This is a genomic window from Saccharothrix syringae (assembly GCF_009498035.1).
Lineage (GTDB): Bacteria > Actinomycetota > Actinomycetes > Mycobacteriales > Pseudonocardiaceae > Actinosynnema > Actinosynnema syringae.
Window position 1 is genome coordinate 2,966,761 of the sequence record NZ_CP034550.1, and the last position, 20,691, is coordinate 2,987,451.

Genomic DNA, 20,691 nt, shown 5'->3' on the forward strand with positions numbered 1-20,691 from the left:
CCCCGGCGAGCCGGCGGATCGACCGGAAGACGGGCTCCGCACCCGGCCGATCGGCCAGGTCGACACCGGCCGGAACCCCGGTGCGCCCACGCACCCGACGCGATGACACTGGGCCTCCTCAGCCCGACCAGAGGAGCGGAATCCGTGCGGACGACACCGACCAGGCAGTACCGGGACACCCCGGTCGACGTGAAGCTCGCGCTCTGCGCGCTGTGGGTCACGATGCTCTTCGTGTTCGCCTACGTCGACATCTTCGGTTTCTACCGGGCCGACGTCCTCAACGCCGCACTCGACGGCAAGGTGGCGTCCACGCCGCTAGCGGTCGACCAGACGTTCCTGACCGCCACGCTGGTCTACCTCCTGCCGTCGATCCTGATGGTGGTCCTGACCCTTCTGCTCAAGCCGCGGGCCAACCGGGCGGTCAACCTCATCGTCGGCTCGTTCTACCTGATCACCGTCATCGCGTCGGGCATCGGCGAGACGTGGGTCTACTACCTCCTCGGCAGCCTCGTCGAGGCGGTGCTCCTCGTCGTCATCATCCGCACTGCCTGGAAGTGGCCGTCACCCGTGCCCTCGCTGCCTTGACAGGGGGAAGTGCTCGTCGGGCTGCGTTCGCGGCCTTCCGGTCAGGGGACAGCCGGCCGCACGACTGCTCCCCGGCGCGCGACGCCTATTCCCCCTCTCCCGGCCGCCACCGTTGTTTTGCGGCCACGAACACTTCCGGCGCTCGTCGTGGTGGGTGGTCGGGTGCGACGCCGAAAGGATCGGCGGTGGTTGAACCGCTCAGCGGGACACGCGTTGGCGGGCCGTCGTTACCTTCGTTCCCGAAGGCACAGCGTCGCCGAATCCCAGGGGGTTGTCGTGCGGTGGTTGTCGTCCGCCTTGACCGTGCTCGTCGTGCTCGTCCTCGCCACGCCCGCCAGGGCCGCCGTCATCGGCTTCGAAGTGCTGCCACCGCCCGCCGGGTGGACCTTCGCCGAGGCGCAGGTGGTCAACGAGGCCGGTCAGGTGGCGGGCACCGCCGGGGTGATCGGGAAACGCCCCGTGCCCGGTTTCCTGTACGGCGTCCGCTGGGACGGCACGACCCCCCTGGTCCTGGGCGGCGGTGAGACCGGTGGTCAGGCGTACGGCATCAACGAGCGCGGCGACGTGCTGTTCACGAGTCGCTTCGCCCACGTAGGGCTCAGCTTCATCAGCCTCCTGGTGTGGGAGGACGGTCGACTGGTCGGGCGGACACCGCGGGGCACCAGCACGAACGGCCCGATCGGCCGGGACATCAGCGACAACGGGGTGGTCCCGCTGGCGCACCAGAGGACCGCGGGCGCGTGGCGGGACGGCGTGTACGAGAGCGTGCCGCTGCCCCCGGAGGGCACGTACAGGGACCACGTGGCGGTGAACAGGCACGGCACGACGGCGGGCGTCGGCGACCTGAACGACGGCACGGGCTCGTTCGTGTTCCGCTGCTCCGCCACCGAGTGCACCAGGCTGCCGGCCGCCGGCGCCGGCGGCAGCTACTCCGTCGCCGCGATCAACGACTCCGGCTGGGTGGCCGGGACCTGGTCGGTGGGGTCGACGACCCGGGCGGTGCTGTGGGCCGACGACCGGGTCACCGTCCTGCCCGGTGAGGACGTCACCGTCTCCGACAGCAGGCGAGCCCTCAACGAGAACGGCGACGTAGTCGGCCGGCGCACCGTGGACGGCCTGTCCCGGGCGGTCCTCTGGCGCGACGGCGAGCTGATCGAGTTCGGGCTGCCCGACTGGAGCCAGGCGATCGCGGTGAACGACCGGGGCGACGTCGTCGGCTGGCAGGAGAGCGGTGGTTCGCCGCGCGGATTCCACTGGCGCGACGGTGTCGTCACCACGCTGCCGGCGCCGGCCGGCTCGCCCGCGTGGGCGACCGACATCAACAACTCGGGAGTGGTGGTCGGCCACTCCTACTCGCAGGCGTTCCGCTGGACCGTGCCCTGATCCTCCCCGCAACCCGATCCGAAGGAACGCCACCATGCCCTGGTCGTCGTCCGCCTTGACCGTGCTCGTCGTGCTCGTCCTCGCCACGCCCGCCAAGGCCGCCGCCATCGGCTTCACGGAGCTGCCGGCCCCACCGGGCTCGGCCGCGGCGATCGTGTCGGTGCTCAACGAAGCCGGCCAGGCGGCGGGTTCCGGGTGGACGCCGCCGGCCCGGCCCTACTACCCGGGCACGCTGCGCGCGGTGCGCTGGGACGGCCCGACCCCCACGGTCGTGGCAGGCGGTCACGCGGTGGGCATCAACGCACGCGGTGACGTGCTGACCTCGTTGGTCACCAAGGAGGGCGGCGCCCAGGTCTCCTACGTCGACCTGTGGTCCGACGGCCAGGTGGTCGACCGGACGCCGAGGCGCGGGTCCGGTGCGATGTCGGTCCGCGACCTCGGCGACAGCGGTGTCGTGCCGCTGGGCTACAACAACCTGGACGACCCCGCCTTCGGCGGGAACGACCGCGCCGGGGCGTGGCGACAGGGCGTGTTCGCCGACGTGCCGGTCTCCCCGCAGGGACCGAGCGCCGACCACCGGGTGGCCAACGCGAAGGGCTCGACGGCCGGCTCCCGGACAGCCGTCGAGGCCGCGAACACGTTCGCGTTCCGCTGCTCGGCCACCAACTGCACCCGACTGCCTGCGGCGGGCGAGGCGGACTACTACACCGTCGCGGCGGTCAACGAGTCCGACTCGGTGGCCGCCACCTGGTCGGTGGCCGCGACCACGCGGGCCGTGGTGTGGGTCGCCGACCGGCCCACCGTCCTGCCGGGCGGCGACGCCGGCGTCTCCGACAACACCCGCGCCATCAACGAGGACGGCGACGTCGTGGGCTGGGTCGAGGAGGACGGGGTGCGCAGGGCGGCGTTGTGGCGCCACGGCGAACTCGTCGACCTCGGCACGTCCGGGCAGGGCGAGGCGGTCGCGGTGAACGACCGGGGCGACGTCGTCGGCTGGCACGCGGTGGGCGGCGCGCCCCGACCGTTCCACTGGCGGGCCGGCGTGCTGACCACGCTGCCGACGCCCGACGACCTCCCGGCCAAGGCCGTCGCCGTGAACAACGCGGGCGTGGTGGTCGGCGGCACGTTGTACCGCGACAACTCGCGCGCGTTCCGGTGGACCCTGCCGTGACCGTGCCAGCTCGCGGCGCTCCCACTCGGTCAGCGCACCCGGCTTCATCGTCCGGCTCAGCAGAACCACACTCCGGGCGTCCTGCAATGAAGTGGCGTATGTCAAGACTTTTGGGAAGTCGAACTCGCGGGGAATGGAGAGAAGTGGGCCGGAGTTTAGTAGTTGTTTAGTGACGAATTCCTGTCGGATGCTATTCTCGGTAAGCACTTATTTTTACATGTACCGAGGGGTGGCGCACACCAGGGTGACGATTGTTTGATATGGCATTAAGTACGCGGGTGTTCGAGGCCGTGCAACCAGGTCCGATCAATCCTCCGTGTCCGGCCATCGTCGCCGTCGCCCTCCGGGTGTTGCGCGAGATCGCCCAGTGGCGTCACCGCGAGAAGTGTGGACTCGGAAGCCCGATTTTTCTGAGTTGATGCATTCGCGGTTGCCGGCATCGGTCAATCGAATGCGCGATCAATCCGACTGGAATGGGGGAGTGTCTTGCGAAGCAAGCTGGGGCGTATGGGTGTCATCGTGGTGACTCTGGGCGCAGCGATCCTGGCGGTCCCGACGGCGGCTTCGGCGAGCGCGGCCGACGACGTGCGGAACTGCCTGGAGAAGTTCCACTCGACCAACAGTGCTCTGGTCCAGTACAAGTACGACAGCTGCGGCGGTCGGTCGATCCGCTCCCGCATCGTGTTGAGCGGCGCCGTTGACGAGGCATGCCACACGCTGACCTACGGCCATGAGTACCGCGACACCTGGTCTTTCGGCAGCTACGACGGGGTCAAGGCATGCTGATCGATCGGTGAGAACCGATGGCGCGGCCGCTGTGCGTAGCGGTCGTGCCATCGGCGGTATGTGGAGTTCGCCCTGTGCGGCCCGGCCGATTCTGTTGCTGTCCGGTTGATTTGTCCATTCTCGTCGTGTCCGTCAGTGCACCGGTTGACGCGCCCGCACGAGACCGGCGCCTGCGATCGGGACCTGCCGGCGAGCTACCTGATTCCCCCGACGTGGGCCCGCTCGTCCCGCGGTGAGCAGGAGGTGGTCGAAACAGCCCACGTTCGTCGGCCGGCGCGATCAGCGCGGCTCGCGGCCGGTGCGGCGGATCACCTTCTTGATGTAGTCGAGGGTCGGCCCCCGGTCACCCTCCAACTCGCGCTGGTTGTTGAAGTTCCACGCGAACAGGCCGAGGCGGTTGAGGCCGGCGATCGACTCGTCGTTCAGCAGCACCCGGACGTCCAGGTCGAGCACCTCGCCCGTGGTGTCCAGGTAGGCGGCCACCATGACCTTGCCGTACTCACCCAGCACGCGGACGCTCTCCCGCACCTGGAAGATGTTGCCGTACGGCTGCTTGGCCACCACCGCCCCGTAGTCCGACGCCCGCAGCGCGCGGGCGAAGTGCGAGAACATGGACCGGCCCCCACCGCTCTCCGGGTCGTCGTCCTCGACCTGGTAGCCGTCCCAGCCCATCCCCACCTGCGCGTTCGGGGCGGTCTCCTTGATGATCCGCCGGACGTCGAGGTAGCTGTCCTGCAACGCCTCGTAGTACGCCGGGCTGGCGCCGTACGCGCTGTCCTCGCACGCCATCTTGTTGACCTCGTTGAACACCGTGACGTACAGGGGCGGATCGTCGACCTTGCCGGCGAAGATGCGCGCGAGCGCGCGCATGTCCTCCCCGAACGCGGGGGACAGCGGGTAGGCGCGCCCGCAGCCGGCGCCGTACTTGCCCTCGACGGGGACCTCGGGGTCGTCGATCTCCCAGTCCGCCACGATCACGTGCAGCGCGTACCCCCGCGCGTAGGCGTCGGGCACCTCCCTGTCCCGCCACCCCGCCATCGTCTCCAGGTCGCTCGGCTTGTGGTAGTTGGTGGTGAGCATCGTGACCGGCGCCTCCCGCACGAACTCGGACTCCAGCGCCGTGCCGATCTGGTCGCCGATGCCGTACAGGAGCGTGCCGGGCGGCGCGCTCGCGTCCGCCCTGTTCGAAGGGCTGCTGGACCCGGACAGCGTCGCCCCGAGCACGACCACCAGCGCCGCGGCCACCCCCGCCGTCACCAGCGCGTGCCTCGACAACCCGCGGGGAGCCCCGAGCAGCCGGGCCACCTCGTCCGCGCCGGGCCGGCGGGCGGGGTCCGGCTCGGTCAGCGCGGCCAGGATGCCCGCCAAGCGCTTGTCGGCCCGCCCCTCGGACGCGGCCGACAGCGTCACGCCGAGCGAGTACACGTCCGCCGCCGGGGTGGCGCGCCGGCCCTGGAGCACCTCGGGGGCCAGGTAGCCGGCGGTACCCGCGTCCTTCGCGCTCCCGGTCAGCGTGACCTCGTCCCACATCGCGACGCCGAGGTCGGCCAGCTTGGCGGTGCCGTCGGCGGTGACGAGGATGTTGGCGAGCGTGATGTCGCGGTGCACCATCCCCCTGGCGTGCATGGCGGACAGCGCGGTGGCGATCTGCGCGCCGATCCTGGTGGCGAGGTCGGGGGCGATCGGGCCGTCGGTCCGGCAGATCTCGGCGAGGCTGCGGGCGGGCAGGTACTCCATGACGAGCCAGCGCCTGCCCCCGTCGACGACGGTGTCGAAGACGGAGATCACGTTGGCGTGGTGCAGCCCGGCCCCGATCCGCGCCTCGCGACGGGCCGCCTCGCCGTCCCCCGTCGTGTCCAGCTTGAGCGCGACGACCCGGCGTAACTCCAGGTCGGTGGCCCGCCAGACCTCACCCATGCCGCCCGCGCCGACGACCTCATCGAGCCGGTACCGGCCCGCGATCACGTCCTTGTTACGCACCGATCCAGCTTAGTGACTCTGCGAAGTCGTCGTTAACACGCGCCGGCTCACCGGACTGCCCCGCACGCCCCGGCCACCTGCCCAAGCCGGGGGCTCCCGACCCGGGAAAACGTGATGCGCCGCGGCATCGGGTCACGGACAATCCCCGGATGTCCCACTTCGGCATCCAGGGCTACGAGCCCCGGTGGCTCAACGGCCTGTCGGCGACCACCGCGGCGCACGGCCGGCGGCTGCGGGCGCTGGTCGGCCGCAGCCTGCGACACGCCTGGCTGCTCTGGGACCTCGATGCCGACGAGTGGTTCGCCGACGGCCCGGTCCTGCTGGACTTCGACGGTGAGCAGGTCGAGGTCGACCACCGGAAGTTCGACGACCTGTCCGTCACCTGGAACACCGTCGACCCGTCGGGACAGCCCGCCTGGAACCACGGCGACCAGGGCCACCCCGACGACTACGTCTTCCGCCTCGCCTGGCGGCACGACGCCCGAGCGGAACTGGTGGCCCTGCGACGCCAACCCCTCCAGGCGGTCGAACTGCTCGAATACGCGGGCGGGGACATGGCCGACGGCATGGTGGCGGTCAGCTTCGCCTTCCCCGGCGGCCGGGTGACCGTCTCCAACGGCCTCGACGAGAACAGCCTGGAGTTCGGTCCCCCCGGACCCGCCTACGTCCGCCACCCCCTTCCCGACCGGATCGACTGAGGCTTCCGCACGTGCCCGGAGTCGTGGTACCCCAACGCCTCCGGGCACGCGTGCGGTCGGACCTCACCGCCCGACCCGCACCCCCGAGGCGATCCGCAGCGCCCGCGCCAGCACGGACATCCGCTTCGGGTACGACACCACGACCGGCCGCGTCCGCAGGGCGCGGACCAGCACGTCCACCGCCCGCTCGACACCGACCAGCATCGGCTTGACGTCGCCCTTGGCCATCTTGGTGTCGACGAACCCGAACCGCACGCACGTCACCGCCACCCCGTGCCGGCGCAGCGCCCCGGCGAGCCCCAGCAGGTACGACGACAGCCCGGCCTTGGACGCCGCGTAGCCGGGGGAGTCGGGCGACACCAGCACGTCGGCCAGGCTCGACAGGCCCACGAAGTGGCCCCGCCCGGCCGCGACCATCGCCGGCACCACGGCCTCGACCGCCCGCGCCGCGCCGAGCAGGTTCACCTCCACCGCCCGGGTCTGCGCCGCGAGGTCGCCCACGTCGAACACCTCGCCGACCCCGGCCGCGTACACGCACGCGTCGACCGGGCCGACCCCGGCCAGCACCGCCGGGAAGTCCGCGCCGGTCACGTCGGCCACGTGGTGCGCGTACCGCCCGTGCACCACCTCCGAGGCGCGCCGCGACACCCCCACCACGTCCCACCCGTCGGCGAGCAGCCGCCGCGTCAGGGCCAGTCCGATGCCGTCGCTGTTGCCGATCACCAGGGCGCGCGTCACGCTGGGAGGTTACGCGGGCGCGTGCCGCCGCGGTCGACATGACGGGCCGGTCCACCCGGTGCGCGCACGGCCGCGATCGACTGCGCTTCCTGCCGTGACGGTCCCGTGCCCGGCCGGGCGGACGTGGTCGCCTCCCGCAGGCCCGACGCCGCCGGATCCGGTTCCACCGCGTACCCCGCGCGGGTCAGGCGGTGGGCCGGGGGCCCGCGGCGCGGCGGAGCCGGTTGGCGATCGCCAGGCCCAGGCCCTCCTCGGCCGGCGGGGAGGCGAGGATGAGGTCGCAGCCCAGCTCGTCGAGTTCGCGCAGGAACCCGTACAGCCCGCGGGCGTAGGCGGCCGTCGACGGGGGAACGCTCACCACGGCGTGCGCCTTGACCGGGGCGTCGGCGAGGGCGGGCGGGAGGATGACGCCGACCCGGTGCCCCCGCTCCTGGGCGGCCCGCGCTTCGGCGGGGATCTCCTCGGGCTCGACGAGGACGACCCGCGCCCGCGGCGCGTAGTGCGACGGGTGCTGGCCCGGCACCCGGACCCGGCTCGACGAGCCGACCGCGACCGGGTGCCCCAGCGCCGCTTCGAGGTCCTCGCGGGTCACCCCGCCGGGCCTCAGGATGCTCGGGATCCCGCCGGTCGCGTCGACGATGGTCGACTCGACCCCCACCCGGCAGGGGCCGCCGTCGAGCACGAAGTCGACGGCGTCCCCGAGTTCCGCGCGGACGTGGTCCGCGGTGGTGGGGCTGACCGAGCCGAACCGGTTGGCCGACGGGGCCGCGACGGCGCCGCCGAAGGCCGTCAGCAGCGCGAGCGCCACGGGGTGGTCGGGCACGCGCACGGCCACCGTCTCCAGCCCACCGGTCGCTTCCAGGGGCACCCGGGGGCCGCGCCGCAGGACCAGCGTGAGCGGTCCCGGCCAGAAGCGCCCGGCCAGCAGGCGGGCCGTGTCGGGCACGTCGGCGACCCAGCCGTCCGATAGCCGCTCCGCGCCGGCGACGTGGGCGATCAGCGGGTGCGAGGGCGGGCGCCCCTTGACCTGGAAGACGCGGGCGACGGCGGCGGTGTCCTCGACGTTGGCGCCCAGCCCGTAGACGGTCTCCGTCGGCACGGCCACCAGGCCCCCGCCGCGCAGCACGGCGGCCGCCTCCTCGATGTCCCCGGTTCCTGCCGCCACCCCGGTCAACCTCCACTGCTCCGCTCCGCGCACCCGCGCCAGCGTAGAACCCGCGAACCGCACCCGGCCCGGCGGACTCGGTGTGGTGGTGCACCCGGAAGTGTGGTGCGCGGTGGTGCTGCCGGTGACTCGGCGCGACGGGTGGGGGTGCGGTCCGCGCGTGGTGCCGTCGTCGGTGGTCGGGTCTGCACCGAACGTGATCGGCGCCCTCACCGGGGCGGACCGGCGGTGCACCTCGTCGTGGCCGAGCCGGTAGCCTGCCAGGATGTGACGAAGTGTGCAGGTCACATCCCCCCGGCCAAGATCGGGTCGAGGCTTGGCGCGGTCGCGCGCGCGTCCTTCACCGGGGCGGCGGCGACCCCGGGAGGGGCCGGACCCCTGGCGCACGCGAGCGGGGGGCGGCCGTGACCGCTCCGGGGGGCACCGACCTGACCGGCCTCGTCGACGGCATGGGCCTGGTGGCGTGGGAGGTCGACGTGGCGTCCCGGCGCCCGACGTTCGTCTCCGGGCACGCCGAGGTGCTGCTCGGGTACCCGCCCGAGCGCTGGCGCGACGACCTGGACGTGCTGGCCGGGCTGATCCACCCGACCGACCGCGCCGAGGTGCTGCGCGCGTGGCGAGCCGGTGTCGACCTGGACTACTTCGAGGTGGAGTTCCGCGCCACCGCCGCGGACGGTCGGTGGCTGTGGCTGCGCACCCGGGCGCAGGTGGTGCGCGACGCCGCCGGTGCGCCGGTGCGGGTGCGCGGGATGCTGGCCGACGTGACCCGGCGCCGGGGGGCCGAGCAGCGCAACCGCTTCCTGGAGGCGTTGGAGCGGCGGTTGCAGGGGGTGGACGACCCCGAGCGGGTCATGGCGGCCGCCACCGGCCTGTTGCGCGAGCACCTGGCCGCGGACCGGTGCGCGTTCGCCGTGGTGGAGGACGACGGGGACCACTTCGTCCTCAGCGACGACCGGGCCGACGGGGTGCCGCCGCTGCGGGGCAGGTTCGCGCTGTCGGGGTTCGGGGAGCAGGCGCTGCGGGCGCTGCGTGCCGGGCGGCCGTGGGTGGTGGCCGACGTCGCGCGGGACCCCGGGCTGGTCGGGGTGGACCGCGACGCCTACGGGCGGGTCGGCATCCGCGCGGTGGTGTTCGTGCCGCTGCTGCACGACGGGCGGTTCGTCGCCGGGCTGGCGGTGCACCAGGCGTCGGTCCGCCACTGGGAACCGGCCGAGGTCGACCTGGCGTCCGTGGTGGTAGGCCGGTGCTGGGAGTCGCTGCAGCGGGTGCGGGCCGACCGGGAGCGGCGGGAGAGCGAGCAGCGGCACCTGCTGCTGTTCGAGCGAGCCACCGACGCCATCTGGGTGCTCGACCGGGAGTGGCGGTTCGTCGAGGTCAACCCGGCCGCGTGCGCGCTGCTGGGCCGCACCCGCGACGAGCTGGTGGGCACGGCCGTGGCCGACCTCGTGGTGTCCGGTCGGGGCGTCGACCCGAGCCGACGGGACGCCGACCCGGCCGGCGCGCGCGTGGTCACCGAGGTGTGGCGGGTGCGCCGCGGCGACGGGGGCGTGGTCGCGCTGGAGCTGAGCATGCGGACCACGCCGACCGGGGTGCAGGCCATCGGGCGCGACGTGACCGAGCGGCAGCGCGCCGAGGCCGAGCGCGAGGCGCTGCTGCGGCGCGAGCACGAGATCGCCGAGGCGCTGCAGCGCAGCCTGCTGCCCCGCGAGCTGCCGGCCCTGGACCGGTTGGCGATCGCGGCCCGCTACCTGCCCGCCTCCACGTACGCCCAGATCGGCGGCGACTGGTACGACGTGCTGGAGCTGGACGGGAGCACCGTGGCGCTGTGCGTGGGCGACGTCGTGGGCAAGGGACCGTCGGCGGCCGCGGTCATGGGGCAGCTGCGCAGCGCGCTGGCCGGCTACCTGCTCGAAGGGCAGCCGCCGGCCGCCGCGCTGGAACGCCTGGACGCCTTCGCCCGACGGGTCGACGGCGCCGCCGGCAGCACCTGCGCGTGCCTGACCTTCGACACCGCGACCGGGGTGCTGCGCTGGGCGACCGCGGGCCACCCGCCACCACTGGTGGTCGACGCCGACCACGCGGGATTCCTCACCGGAGGTCGGGGCGCGGTGCTGGGTGCGCCGGGACGGGCGCGCTACGTCGAGCACACCGCCGACCTGCCCGCGGGTGCGTCGGTCGTGCTCTACACCGACGGCCTGGTGGAACGCCGCGACCTGCCGGTCGACCGGGGCCTGGACCGGCTGCTCGCCGTCGTCCGGGCCTCCCGCGCCGCCGCGCCCGACACCCTGGCCGACGCCGTCACCGACGCGCTGCTCGCCGACGGCCAGGACGACGACGTGGCGCTCGTCGTCGCACGCCACCTGCCCCACCCGCTGCACGGCACCCTGCCCGCCCGGCCGCCGTCGCTGGCCGTCATGCGGCGGTCGGTCGAGGCGTGGGCGGCCACCGCGGCGCTGTCGGCCGACCTGTTCGACGACCTGCAACTGGCGCTGGGTGAGGCCGCGGCCAACGTCGTCGACCACGCCTACCCGGACGGGGACGGGGACTTCGAGTACGAGCTGACCGCCACCGCCACGGGCGTGCACGTCGTCGTGCGCGACCACGGCCGGTGGCGCCCGGTGCCCGCCGACCCCGGCTACCGGGGACGCGGCACGGGCATCATCCACACGCTCGCCGAGCGGGTCACCTTCGACCGCGGCGAGGACGGCACCACCGTCGACTTCCACCTCGCCTCGCAGCCCGACGCCCCCGCACCGCCGGTGCCGGCCGCGGGGGAGGCCGCCGGGCTGCACGACGACCCGGCCGACGGGCCGGCCCGGCGCGTGCGGCTGACCGGCGACCTGGACCTGGACACCGTGCGCGGGCTGCGGGCGCCGCTGCTGGCCCGCGTCGGCGGCGCCGACCACCGGCCCGTCGTCCTCGACCTCACCGACCTGCGCTACCTCAGCAGCTCGGGCATCGCGCTGCTGCTCGACGCCGCCGCGTCGGCCGCCCGCGCCGGCCGCGCGCTCACCGTGGTCGTCGCCGAGGGTTCACCGCCCGCGCGCGTGCTGGACATCGCGGGCCTGGACCACCTCGACCCGGTCGAGTCCCTGGCGGTCCGCACCACGCGGGCGGAGGCCGGCGCACGGCTGCCCTGAACGGGGGTCGGTCGCTGCTGCCGAGAGTGGTCGCTTTCGCTGTGCCGCTCGAAAAGTCATCGTTGCTGGTCAAGCGGCATGTCTGTACTCGTTGACGAGTCCGCCGAGGATGCGGGTGCGGTGCGGTCTGTGGGTGTCGGGGTCGTGTGCCGCGGTGGGGTGCCGCTGAGCTTCGGGTGGTAGTTGGTCGCGGGCCTGGTGGGGTCGGTGTCGGTTGTAGTGGTCTTCGTAGGTGTTGAGGACATGCCGTGCGTGGCTCTCGCCGGTGATCAGGATGTGGTCGAGGGCTTCGCGTCTGATGGTGCCGGTGGCCCGTTCGCAGTGGGCGTTCATCCGAGGTGCCTGTGGCGCGCTCTTGATGATGCGTAGGTCGTCGGCTTGGAAGACGGTGTCGAACGCTTCGCCGTACTTGCCGTCGCGGTCGCGTAGCAGGAAACGCGGGGGCTCCGTGCGCGTTCCGAGGTCAGTCGCGAGGTTCCCGGCCTGCTGGGTCGTCCACTCCCGTGTCGGGTGAGAGGTGACGCCGGTGACGTGCAGGCGGCGAGTGCCGTGTTCGAGGAACACCAGTGCGTACAGGCGCCTGCCGAGCACGGTGTCGAGGTGGGGGAAGTCCGCCGCGATGATGCCCTGGGCCTGGGCGGTGAGGAACTCCCGCCGGGTCGGGCCGGTTCGCCCTGGATCCGCCGGTGACCCCACCGCGGGTTCTCCCGGGCGAGCCGCAGCACGGGCTTCTTGACCGCCGCTCGAGTCGGTGGGCGTCCGGTGCGTCGACGCGCGGAGTGGTCCCACTTACGAGCCACGAGCTTGCGGTGCCAGGCGAGCAGGGTGCCCGGCGTGACCGGGAAGATCTCCCGCCATCGGTGACGGTCCACCAACCCGGACAGGGCGGCGAACCAGAACCGATCCGCGGGCGCGTAACGGACCGGACCCGTCAGTTGCCGACGAAGGACCGCGTTCTCGTGCCGCAGCACCAGCAGTTCGGCGTTCTTCGCCGCCTCGCCGCGCAGCAGCACCGACGGCACGGACAGCAACCTCCGGGTCACCTTGTACAGCAGGGACACGATCACCCGGCCATGCTCTCAACACGGTGGCCCCTTGCCCTACCAGCGACGATGACTTTTCGAGCGGCACACGATGTGATTACGTTCTGAAGTCAGCTTACCCGAAGCGGTGACTCTCGGTTGTGGTCACTGGAAACTGACATCGGTTGAAGCAGGTATTCCTGCTGGTGGAAGCCTCTCTGTGTGGAGTGTCGCGCTGGTTGGCGTCCCGACTGACCGTGCGATGCCTGGTTGGGGTGAGCTTCAGAGGGTGCAACTCCGTGCGCTGTGTTACCGGAGCGGCACCTGCATGTCACGGTTGGGTGAAGAGGGGCCTCACCCGCTTGTGGTGCACGTCACAGAGTCGCATCCTCTTTGCACGGTGTTCCAAATGGACGGTCCTGTTCAGACACTGCGAAACCTAAGCACAGTAAGAAGAACGTCCAATTTGGTGGAAGGTGTGGACTGTCTCCTGTTCAGGAACCCGCATCCCCCTTGGAGGTCATCATGACGATCCGTCACCGGGCCGCTCTGGCCCTGATCCTCGGAACCCTGGCCATGCTGCCGACCGCTGCCAGCACGGCTCTGGTCGCCACCCCCGCCTACGCTCAGGGCGTCCTCGACTGCAAGGACGCGGAGCTGCAGATCCCCGTGATCGACGGCAAGGCGGCCTGCAACAAGGCATCGCAGCTCCTGTAGTGGACCCCGGGGAGCGTCTCGGCGGCCGGGATCACCCCCGGTCTCCGTGGATGCGCGGTTACGGGGTGGCCGCGCTTGTTCGGCCGTCGGGGGCGGATTTGCAGCCACACCGTGGTCCGCCCCCGGTTCCCGCGCTCACCGCGATGCTGTCCGGCCGGGCGGCCGGTGCCGGATGGTGGTGGATGTGCTCTCCGGTCCGGCGCCGCGCGGTCGGGCCGCCTCGCGGGCGGTGGTGGCGCGGCGTGCGCGAACCCGACGTGTGAGGCGGTGGTTGAGCAGGGCGATCACGGTCCAGGTGACCAGTGTTCCGGCGTAGGCGGAGCTGGCCCAGATCGAGGTGATCTGGGGGTTGGGCAACTGGAGGCGCCGGAGCAGGTCACGGACCAGGTTCCAGTCGGCGACTTCAGCGGGCACGGCCATGACGACCAGGGGCCGATCGCCCAGGTCGATCGCCGCTCTGCGCTTGCGGTCGTTGATTTCTCGGCGGCGTCGCAGCCGCAGCCAGCCTTCCGGACGATCTCGGCGATCCTGATCGTCCGGGAGTCGATGGCGACGGCCACCGCTTCGGGTATGTATCCTCAGCAACCACGTAAGGTCAGCTCTCACCTGTCAGCTACCTCAGGCGCGGCGTGACAACGCTTGCGGGTTCATGACGGCAGCCGGTTCTTCGTAGACGGAGGGCACCTGTCAAACCCGGTGGTCCCACGACCCGTCAGGACCGGTCCCCTCCGGTGGTGACGGGCTCCTCCGCGGTAGGCGACCCGGTGGAGGCGATCCAGTCGGCCAGTCCGGCCAGTCCGGCCAGGAGGCCCACCTCGGGCTGGTAGCCCAGGTCGGTTCGGGCGGCGGTGATGTCGAACCAGTGGGCGGTGCCGAGCTGGTCCATCAGGAACCTGGTGATCGGTGGTTCGGTGGCGCGTTTGGTCAGGCGGAAGGCGAGTTCCACCAGTGTGCCCGCGAGACGGGCCGGCGGGCGCGGCACGCGGCGTTGTTCCGGGGGCAGGCCGGCGGCGATCAGCAGGCCGTTGACCACCAGGTCGACCGGGAGCGGGTGTCCCTGGGTGATGAAGTACGCCTTGCCCGCTATCGGCGCGCCGGGGGCCAGGCGTCGCAGGGCGAGCAGGTGGGCCCGGGCCGCGTTGGCGACGTGCACCGTGTCGATCATCTTGGAAGTGCGGCCGAGGTGGCGCAGGCGGCCCGCTCGGGCCTGGGCGGTGAGGCGGGGCAGGAAGTGCGGGTCCTCCGGGCCCCAGATCAGGTGGGGGCGCAGCGCGACGGTGGCCAGGGTGGGGCTGTTGGCGGCCAGGACGTGCTGCTCGGCGATCGCCTTGGAGGCGGGGTAGGGGGAGCGGAACCTGGTGGCGTAGGGCGCGGACTCGTCGACGCCGTCGAGGTCGCGTCCGCGGTGCACGACGGCGGGTGAGGAGGTGTGGACCAGGCGGTCCACGCCGTGCGCCCGGCAGGCGTCGAGCACGTGGTCGGTGCCGACCGCGTTGATCCGGTGGTACTCCTCGGCCGGGCCCCAGTGGCCGGCCTTGGCCGCGGTGTGGACGACCGCCGCGCAGCCGTCGACGGCGCGGTGCACGTCGTCGGGGTCGCGCAGGTCGCCGAGCACCTGGTCGACGCCCAGGTCGTCCAGTGCGGGGTGGTGGTGGCGCTGGAAGCCGCGCACGGCGTAGCCGTGGCGGAGCAGGACGCGGCACACGGCGCGGCCGAGGAACCCGCCGGCGCCGGTGACCAGTACGCGGGTCACCAGCGGACCACCGCGATGCCGATGCTGGTGCCGCTGGCCAGGCCGACCAGCGCGACGAGGTCGCCGCGCCGGACCCGGCCGGATTCGACGGCCTTGGTCAGCTGCACGAGCAGCCCCGCGGCGGCGACGTTGCCGTGCTCGGCGACGATGGGCACCATCTGCTCCTCGGTCAGGCCGAGTCGTTCGGCGAACTGCGGCAGCAGCCCGGTGTAGGGCTGGTGCACGCAGACGACGGTGAAGTCGGACAGCACCAGGCCCAGCGGCTCGAACGCCCGGTCCACCAGCCCGGTGTCGATGTCGAGGAACACCCGCTGGAGCTTCATGGCGTCGACCCGGAACGCGCCCAGGCGCGAGCTGCCCGGGGCGACGGCGATCGTCGCGGCGGCGGCGTCCCAGGCGCTGGAGTCGGCGTGGGCGGCGGTGCGCAGCACGCCGGGGGTGTCGGCGGCTTCCAGCAGCACGGCGGCGCCCGCGTCGGACACGGTGTGGGACAACGCGACCTCGAAGTAGTCGCGCAGGTCGCCCTCCTTCGCCTGCCACCTGATCACCGGCGACAGCCACTCGCCGCAGGCGATGAGCACGCGTCGGTAGCGGCCGGCGCTGATCATCGCGTCGGCGACCTCGATGGCGTTGAACACGCTGTTGCAGGCGTTCTTGACGTCGAAGACCGGGCACGAGGCGCCGAGCAGGTTCGCCACGATGTGGGCGGTCGCGGGCTCGATCACCGACATCGAGGTCGCGGCGAAGAGGAGCAGGTCGACCTCGGCGATGTCACGGCCGCAGTCGGCCAGCAGCTTGCGGGCCGCCGCGGCGGCCAGTTCGGCGGCGGTCCAGCCCTCCGGCGCGGTGTGGCGGTAGCGCACCCCGCTCATCCGCTCGATGAAGTCGCGCGGGACCTCCAGTCCCGGGTTGAGCTCGGCCAGGCGCGCCTCGATCTCGGCGGAGGAGGTCCGCCGCTCGGGCAGGTGCGCGGCGACGCCGACCACCCTGGCGCAGGTCATGGGGTCTCCCGTGGGGTCGGCGCGGGCAGTCGGCGTGCCGCCCACCGCGCGAGGCGTTCTCGGACGATCTTGCTGCGGTGCCGCGCGTCCACCGGGAACCGCCGGTGGAACAGCACGTGCGCGACGCCGGCGGTGGCGAGCAGGGCGAGCACGTCGGCGGTGATGCGGCGGCGGTCGGCGCCGCGCTCGGCCTCCACGCACAGCACCGGCACCTGTCGACCCGGCTCGCCCACCCCGACCAGTGCCGAGCGGCGGACCCCGGGCACGGTGTCGGCGACCGGCTCCACCTGCTCGGTGCACAGGTCGCCGCGCGGTGTGCGGACCCGCTGGGACTTGCGGCCGAGGAACCACAGCCGGCCGTCCTCGTCGACGCGGCCGAGGTCGCCGGTGCGGTGCACCACCCGGTCGCCGTCGCGGATCTTGGCCAGCGCGGTGTGCCGCTCCCGCCCGGGGTAGCGCTCGCTCGTGCTGGGACCGGTGACGGTGATCTCGCCGATGCCGCCGGGCGGGACGGCCAGGTCGTCGCTCCACGCCTCGATCGGGCCGTCGTCGACGCGGATGACGCGGACGGTGTTGCCGGGCAGCGGACGGCCGACGCAGGTGCCCTCGCCGCGTTCGGCGGCCCGCGCGGGGCCGTCGAGCAGCTCGCGGCTCTCGATCGCGCTCACCGGCAGGCACTCGGTGGCGCCGTAGACGGAGTACAGCAGCGCGTCGGGGGGCAGGCAGCGGCGCAGGCGCCGGGCCGCGCGGGGGGTGAGCGAGGCGCCGGCCGAGAGCACCAGCCGCAGCGTGCCCAGGACCAGCCCGCGGTCGACGCAGTGCCGTGCCAGCCGGTCCAGGGTGGCCGGTGCGGCGAACATCCCGGCCACCCCGGACCGCTGGATCTCCGCGGCCAGCGGGCCGGGCGGCGCCGTGGCGGACCGCACGGGGTCGACGTCCGGCACGACGAGCTCCAGGCCCAGCAGGGGGCCGGCCAGGGCGAACGGGGGGAACGTCGACAGCCACCGCCCGCCCGGCGGGAGGTCGATCACGCCGGCGATCAGCTCCACCTGGGCGGCCAGGTGCCGTCCCAGGAACTCCACGGGTTTGGCCGGCCCGGTCGACCCGGAGGTGAACGCGACGGCCCCCACGGCGTCGAGGTCGGGCGTCTGCGGCACCGCGGCCGGAGGTGCGCCAGCGACGAGGCGGTCGAGCGTCGGGCCGCCCCAGAACCAGCGCCGCCCCACCGTGATCGGCAGGCGCACGCTGCCGCGCCCCCAGCGCAGCAGGGTCCTCGCGGCGTGGGCGAGCGGGATGCCGATGAAGACCTCCGGGGCCGCCTCCGCCAGGCAGGCGGTGAGCTGCCGCGGGGGCATCCCCGGGTCGACCACGACCAGCACCGCCCCGAGCCGCGCCAGTGCCAGGAGCAGGGGACCCAGCTGCGGGCCGGGCGGCACCAGCAGGCACACCCGCGTGCCGGGGCCGACCCCGGCCGCGGACAGCGCCCGGGCGCAGGCGTCGGCCCGGTCGACGAGCCGGCGGAAGGTGACCACCGCGTACCGGCCCCGGCCGAGGGCCTGGCGCACGACCGGGGCGTCGGGGTGCCGGCGCGCGTGCTCGGTGAACACCGCGACGAAGTCGGTCGTGGGCCGGTCAGGCGAGGAAAGCACGGATCTCACCCACCAGCGCCTCGGTCTCGTCTTCGAGCACGTAGTGCCCGGCGCCGGGGTAGACCCGGCAGACCGCGCCGGGGAACCGCCGCAGCCACTCGTCCAGGAACTCGCGCCGGAACACCGGGTCGCGCCCGCCCCAGCCGATGAACACCGGGCGGTCGGCCAGCAGCCGGGTCGCCCGGTCGGCGGCCAGCAGCTCCGGCCACGCCGGGTCGGCCGGGGACAGCGGGACGTCTTGGACGAAGCGGAGGATCGCCAGCCGGTCCCGCGGGGTCCGGTAGGGTTCCAGGTAGGCGCGGCGGACGGCGGGGTCCAGGCGCCGCTTCGCGCCGATGCGCGCCGTGGCGCGGGCGAAGGCGTTGTGGCGCAGGAACAGGTGCCGCGCCAGGGCGGTGTTCCTGATGGCCCACAACGCCACCGCGAGGTGCGGTGGCAGCCGGCCCGAGGGGAACGGGTGGGGGAACGCCGCGGTGTTCAGCACGACCAGCCGGGCGACGCGCCCGGGGTGGCGGGCGGCCCACGCCATGCCGATCGGCCCGCCCCAGTCGTGCAGGACCAGCGTCCACCCGGTCTCCGGCACGCCGCGCTCGTCGACCAGGTGCGCGGTGAGCGCGTCCAGGTCGTCCACGCGCGAGGCGAGGGTGTAGGCGTACTCGTCCTCGGCCGGCCGGTCGGAGCGCCCCATGCCGATGTGGTCGGGCACCAGGCAGCGGTGGGTGCCGCGCAGGGCGGCGACCAGGTCGCGCCACAGGTAGCCCCAGCTGGGGTTGCCGTGCAGCATCAGCACCGGCGGGCCGTCGCCGGCGTCGAGGTAGTGCTGGCGCGCCGCGCCCCGTGAGAACCACCGCGACGGCGTTGCGGTCCGGTCGGTCTCGGGCACTGCGGGCTCCTCGCGGGCGGCGACGACGGGAGGCCCACCGTGGCACGGCGGGCGCGTCGGGTGAAACCACGGCCCACCTGATCGGGTGGGCGAGACGGACAATCCACACGATCGAGTGGACCGTTCCGGTGCGGACGTACGCGTCACCGGAGTTGTGGAATCCTCCGGCGGACGACATCGCGGCGACCCGTCGAGGTCACGGACCCGGCCGGCGTGGCGGTGGAGGAGAAGACGTGAGCGGCCCGACCGCGGTGGGCCGTGCCACCCCAGTGCTTGGAGCAGCGTGATGTCGGTGTCGGCACCCCCGGACGCCGTCGTGCCCTCCGCCGCGGGGGACGTGGTGGACTGCGCGCGGCGCTTCCGGGAGCACGCGCACGTGGTGACCGACCCGGGCGGTCGCCGGCTCGGCGTGGTCACCGGGCCGACGCCCCGCGCGAACCTCGTGGGGTCGCTGCCGCCGCTGTACCCGGAGTGGTTGGGCGGCCGGGTGTTCTGCGAGGCGCACGGCGTCCGCTTCCCCTACGTGGCCGGGGAGATGGCCAACGGGATCTCCACCACGCGCCTGGTGGTGGCGATGGCGGAGGCCGGGATGCTCGGCTTCTTCGGCGCGGCCGGCCTGGGACCGGGCGAGGTCGAGGCCGCGGTGCGGGAGTTGGGCCGGGCGCTGCCGGGCCGGGGGAACTGGGGCGTCAACCTCATCCACAGCCCCGGGGAACCCGCCTCGGAGCGCGCGGTCGTGGACGTGGTGCTGCGCCACGGGGTGCCGCGCGTCTCGGCGTCGGCGTTCATGGACCTGACCCCGGCCGTGGTGCGCTGCGCGGCCTCCGGCCTGCGACTCGACCGCGACGGCCGGATCACGCGGCGCGTCCGGGTGCTGGCCAAGTTGTCGCGACCCGAGGTGGCCGAGAAGTTCCTCTCCCCGGCGCCCGCCGCGCTCCTGCGGTCGCTGGTCGACCGGGGCGACCTGACCGGGGAGGAGGCCCGGTTGGCGGCGCGGGTGCCGGTGGCCGAGGACGTCACGGTGGAAGCCGACAGCGGCGGCCACACCGACAACCGGCCGCTGGGGGCGCTGCTGCCCACCGTCCTGGCGCTGCGGGACCGGCACGTCCGGCGGCACGGCCACCCCGTGCGGGTCGGGGCCGCCGGGGGACTGGGCACCCCCGAGGCGGTCGCCGCGGCCTTCGCGCTCGGCGCCGACTACGTGGTCACCGGCTCGGTCAACCAGGTCGCCGTCGAGGCCGGTGTCTCCGACACCGCCAAGCGGATGCTGTCCGAGGTCGACGTGGCCGACGTGGCGATGGCGCCCGCGGCCGACATGTTCGAGCTGGGCGTGCGCCTCCAGGTCGTGCGCCGCGGCACGCTGTTCGCGGCCCGCGCGGCCAGGCTGTACGAGGCGTACCGGGACCACCCGGGGCTGCACGCGCTGCCCGGCGAGGTGGCGGCCAGGCTGGAACGCGAGGTCTTCCGCATGCCGCTGGCACGGGTGTGGGAGCTGACCCGCGAGTTCTGGCGGCACCGCGACCCCGCCCAGCTCGACCGCGCGGAGCGCGACCCGAAGCACCGCATGGCGCTGGTGTTCCGGTGGTACCTGGGCAACTCCAGCCGGTGGGCCATCACCGGCGACCCGGACCGGCGCACCGACTACCAGCTGTGGTGCGGCCCGGCGCTGGGCGCGTTCAACCGGTGGGCGGCCGGGTCGTTCCTGGCCGAGCCGGGCAACCGGACCGTCGCGCAGATCGCGCTCAACCTGCTCGAAGGCGCCGCGGTCGCCACCCGCGCCCACCAACTGCGCACCCTCGGCGTCGCGGTGCCCGCGGCGGCGGCGGTGTTCCGGCCCGTGCGCCTGGCCTGACCCGACGACCATGCCGAGGAGGGCCCGGAACTTCCGCTTTCCTGTCCACAGTGGACTTCCGGCGGCCGGGTGGTGGCCGTCGTGCCCGGACCGGCCGGGCGCGGGAGGCGTGGTGACCGCTGGTCGTCGGGAGCGGGTCGGGACGTCGACGCACACCTGACGCCCGGT

General features: G+C 73.4%; 17 protein-coding genes. 8 read left to right on the plus strand and 9 right to left on the minus strand.

Translation table 11 applies throughout. From position 1 onward, the window contains the following. Positions 1-144: 144 nt before the first annotated feature. The 4 genes from EKG83_RS13725 (at position 145) to EKG83_RS13740 (ending at position 3,925) form a co-directional block, all read left to right on the plus strand. Entirely contained in the window at positions 145-585 is a 441-nt protein-coding gene (locus tag EKG83_RS13725) for a DUF6326 family protein (protein WP_033430864.1), read from the plus strand. 285 nt (positions 586-870) lie between these two features. Next, entirely contained in the window at positions 871-1,968 is a 1,098-nt protein-coding gene (locus tag EKG83_RS13730) for a hypothetical protein (RefSeq protein WP_153278055.1), read from the plus strand. A 34-nt stretch (positions 1,969-2,002) separates the two neighbouring features. Continuing rightward, positions 2,003-3,139: a hypothetical protein gene (locus EKG83_RS13735; RefSeq protein WP_033430866.1), complete on the plus strand. Its 1,137-nt coding sequence runs from the start codon at positions 2,003-2,005 to the stop codon at positions 3,137-3,139. 507 nt (positions 3,140-3,646) lie between these two features. Continuing rightward, the gene (locus EKG83_RS13740) at positions 3,647-3,925 is read left to right on the plus strand and encodes a hypothetical protein (protein WP_033430867.1); all 279 of its coding nucleotides are present in this window, start codon (positions 3,647-3,649) and stop codon (positions 3,923-3,925) included. 279 nt (positions 3,926-4,204) lie between these two features. Here EKG83_RS13740 and EKG83_RS46850 read toward each other — a convergent pair whose 3' ends face one another. Then, positions 4,205-5,905: a serine/threonine-protein kinase gene (locus EKG83_RS46850; protein ID WP_228122603.1), complete on the minus strand. Its 1,701-nt coding sequence runs from the start codon at positions 5,903-5,905 to the stop codon at positions 4,205-4,207. Between the two features lie 149 nt (positions 5,906-6,054). Here EKG83_RS46850 and EKG83_RS13750 point away from each other — a divergent pair, with 149 nt between their 5' ends. Continuing rightward, positions 6,055-6,603, plus strand: a complete 549-nt coding sequence (locus EKG83_RS13750; RefSeq protein WP_033430868.1) for a hypothetical protein — start codon at positions 6,055-6,057, stop codon at positions 6,601-6,603. Between the two features lie 63 nt (positions 6,604-6,666). Here the strand turns inward: EKG83_RS13750 and EKG83_RS13755 are convergent, their stop codons facing one another. Together EKG83_RS13755 and EKG83_RS13760 are read right to left on the minus strand one after the other, a co-directional pair. After that, positions 6,667-7,341, minus strand: a complete 675-nt coding sequence (locus EKG83_RS13755; protein WP_033430869.1) for an SDR family NAD(P)-dependent oxidoreductase — start codon at positions 7,339-7,341, stop codon at positions 6,667-6,669. 184 nt (positions 7,342-7,525) lie between these two features. Continuing rightward, positions 7,526-8,539 (minus strand): L-threonylcarbamoyladenylate synthase, encoded by a 1,014-nt coding sequence (locus EKG83_RS13760; RefSeq protein WP_228122604.1) that lies wholly within the window; start codon positions 8,537-8,539, stop codon positions 7,526-7,528. Between the two features lie 371 nt (positions 8,540-8,910). Here EKG83_RS13760 and EKG83_RS13765 point away from each other — a divergent pair, with 371 nt between their 5' ends. Then, entirely contained in the window at positions 8,911-11,646 is a 2,736-nt protein-coding gene (locus EKG83_RS13765; protein ID WP_033430871.1) for a SpoIIE family protein phosphatase, read from the plus strand. A gap of 69 nt (positions 11,647-11,715) precedes the next feature. Here the strand turns inward: EKG83_RS13765 and EKG83_RS47685 are convergent, their stop codons facing one another. Beyond that, positions 11,716-12,342 (minus strand): transposase, encoded by a 627-nt coding sequence (locus tag EKG83_RS47685; protein ID WP_228122605.1) that lies wholly within the window; start codon positions 12,340-12,342, stop codon positions 11,716-11,718. Positions 12,343-13,193: 851 nt separating this feature from the next. Between EKG83_RS47685 and EKG83_RS13775 the strand changes: the two genes are divergently transcribed. Further along, positions 13,194-13,385, plus strand: a complete 192-nt coding sequence (locus EKG83_RS13775; RefSeq protein ID WP_153278056.1) for a hypothetical protein — start codon at positions 13,194-13,196, stop codon at positions 13,383-13,385. 135 nt (positions 13,386-13,520) lie between these two features. Here EKG83_RS13775 and EKG83_RS13780 read toward each other — a convergent pair whose 3' ends face one another. The 5 genes from EKG83_RS13780 to EKG83_RS13800 form a co-directional block, all read right to left on the minus strand. Next, positions 13,521-13,970: a hypothetical protein gene (locus EKG83_RS13780; protein ID WP_153278057.1), complete on the minus strand. Its 450-nt coding sequence runs from the start codon at positions 13,968-13,970 to the stop codon at positions 13,521-13,523. 127 nt (positions 13,971-14,097) lie between these two features. Beyond that, positions 14,098-15,138 carry an NAD-dependent epimerase/dehydratase family protein gene (locus EKG83_RS13785; RefSeq protein ID WP_051766765.1) on the minus strand — a complete coding sequence of 347 codons (1,041 nt, stop codon included), beginning with the start codon at positions 15,136-15,138 and terminating at the stop codon, positions 14,098-14,100. Next, positions 15,135-16,139: a 3-oxoacyl-ACP synthase III family protein gene (locus EKG83_RS13790; protein ID WP_033434566.1), complete on the minus strand. Its 1,005-nt coding sequence runs from the start codon at positions 16,137-16,139 to the stop codon at positions 15,135-15,137. Before EKG83_RS13790 ends, EKG83_RS13785 begins: the two co-directional genes overlap by 4 nt. Beyond that, positions 16,136-17,788, minus strand: coding sequence for a fatty acid CoA ligase family protein (locus EKG83_RS13795; RefSeq protein ID WP_170191938.1), 1,653 nt, complete (start codon positions 17,786-17,788; stop codon positions 16,136-16,138). The genes EKG83_RS13790 and EKG83_RS13795 overlap by 4 nt, the downstream gene beginning before the upstream one ends. Further along, positions 17,772-18,671, minus strand: a complete 900-nt coding sequence (locus EKG83_RS13800; RefSeq protein WP_033434565.1) for an alpha/beta fold hydrolase — start codon at positions 18,669-18,671, stop codon at positions 17,772-17,774. The genes EKG83_RS13795 and EKG83_RS13800 overlap by 17 nt, the downstream gene beginning before the upstream one ends. Positions 18,672-18,957: 286 nt before the next feature. Between EKG83_RS13800 and EKG83_RS13805 the strand changes: the two genes are divergently transcribed. Then, positions 18,958-20,523, plus strand: a complete 1,566-nt coding sequence (locus EKG83_RS13805) for a PfaD family polyunsaturated fatty acid/polyketide biosynthesis protein (RefSeq protein WP_033434564.1) — start codon at positions 18,958-18,960, stop codon at positions 20,521-20,523. The last annotated feature ends 168 nt before the right edge of the window (positions 20,524-20,691 follow it).

Coding starts and splice junctions, on each gene's coding strand:
- EKG83_RS13750 (WP_033430868.1), top strand. CDS start 6,055: ATGTCCCACTTCGGCATCCAGGGCTACGAGCCCCGGTGGCTCAACGGC.
- EKG83_RS13790 (WP_033434566.1), bottom strand. CDS start 16,139: ATGACCTGCGCCAGGGTGGTCGGCGTCGCCGCGCACCTGCCCGAGCGG.
- EKG83_RS13805 (WP_033434564.1), top strand. CDS start 18,958: ATGTCGGTGTCGGCACCCCCGGACGCCGTCGTGCCCTCCGCCGCGGGG.
- EKG83_RS13775 (WP_153278056.1), top strand. CDS start 13,194: ATGACGATCCGTCACCGGGCCGCTCTGGCCCTGATCCTCGGAACCCTG.
- EKG83_RS13735 (WP_033430866.1), top strand. CDS start 2,003: ATGCCCTGGTCGTCGTCCGCCTTGACCGTGCTCGTCGTGCTCGTCCTC.
- EKG83_RS13740 (WP_033430867.1), top strand. CDS start 3,647: ATGGGTGTCATCGTGGTGACTCTGGGCGCAGCGATCCTGGCGGTCCCG.